General features: G+C 45.2%; 2 protein-coding genes. One reads left to right on the forward strand and one right to left on the reverse strand.

Annotation, left to right across the window (positions count from 1 at the left end):
* Positions 1-562, forward strand: a 562-nt coding sequence (locus BGK49_RS16350; protein WP_197672275.1) for an RHS repeat-associated core domain-containing protein, incomplete at its 5' end; no start/stop codon positions are given.
* A gap of 10 nt (positions 563-572) precedes the next feature.
* On the opposite strand, the gene BGK49_RS27655 is transcribed toward BGK49_RS16350, so the two are convergent.
* Positions 573-764: IS1 family transposase (locus BGK49_RS27655; RefSeq protein WP_000718190.1), on the reverse strand; the 192-nt coding region annotated here is incomplete at its 5' end.

The following is a 764-nucleotide window of genomic DNA, read 5'->3' on the forward strand; positions in this document are numbered from 1 at the left end:
TCATCTGCAGCAGCTCATTCGCCTGCCGGGTCAGCAGTATGATGAGGAGTCCGGCCTGTATTACAACCGCCACCGCTATTATGACCCGCTGCAGGGGCGGTATATCACTCAGGATCCGATTGGGCTGAAGGGGGGATGGATTTTTTATCAGTATCCGTTGAATCCGGTCATAAATGTAGATCCGCAAGGTTTGGTTGATATAAATTTATACCCCGAAAGTGATCTTATCCATTCTGTAGCTGATGAGATTAATATCCCAGGCGTTTTCACAATCGGGGGGCATGGTACCCCCACATCTATTGAATCCGCAACGCGCAGTATCATGACAGCTAAAGATCTAGCATATCTAATTAAATTTGATGGGAATTATAAAGATGGGATGACAGTTTGGTTATTTTCTTGTAATACAAGTAAAGGACAAAATTCATTTGCTAGCCAATTAGCTAAAGAGTTACATACAAATGTAATAGGACCTGACACGCTATGGACGTGGTGGGGGCGAGGAACTAATGGTAAGTTAAAAATGGATACAGTGCTAACAGCACCAACGAACCTTAGGTAATGACTCCAACTTATTGATAGTGTTTTATGTTCAGATAATGCCCGATGACTTTGTCATGCAGCTCCACCGATTTTGAGAACGACAGCGACTTCCGTCCCAGCCGTGCCAGGTGCTGCCTCAGATTCAGGTTATGCCGCTCAATTCGCTGCGTATATCGCTTGCTGATTACGTGCAGCTTTCCCTTCAGGCGGGATTCATACAG

Origin of the sequence: Shigella sp. FC1544 (assembly GCF_001722145.1) — a bacterium.
Lineage (GTDB): Bacteria > Pseudomonadota > Gammaproteobacteria > Enterobacterales > Enterobacteriaceae > Escherichia > Escherichia coli.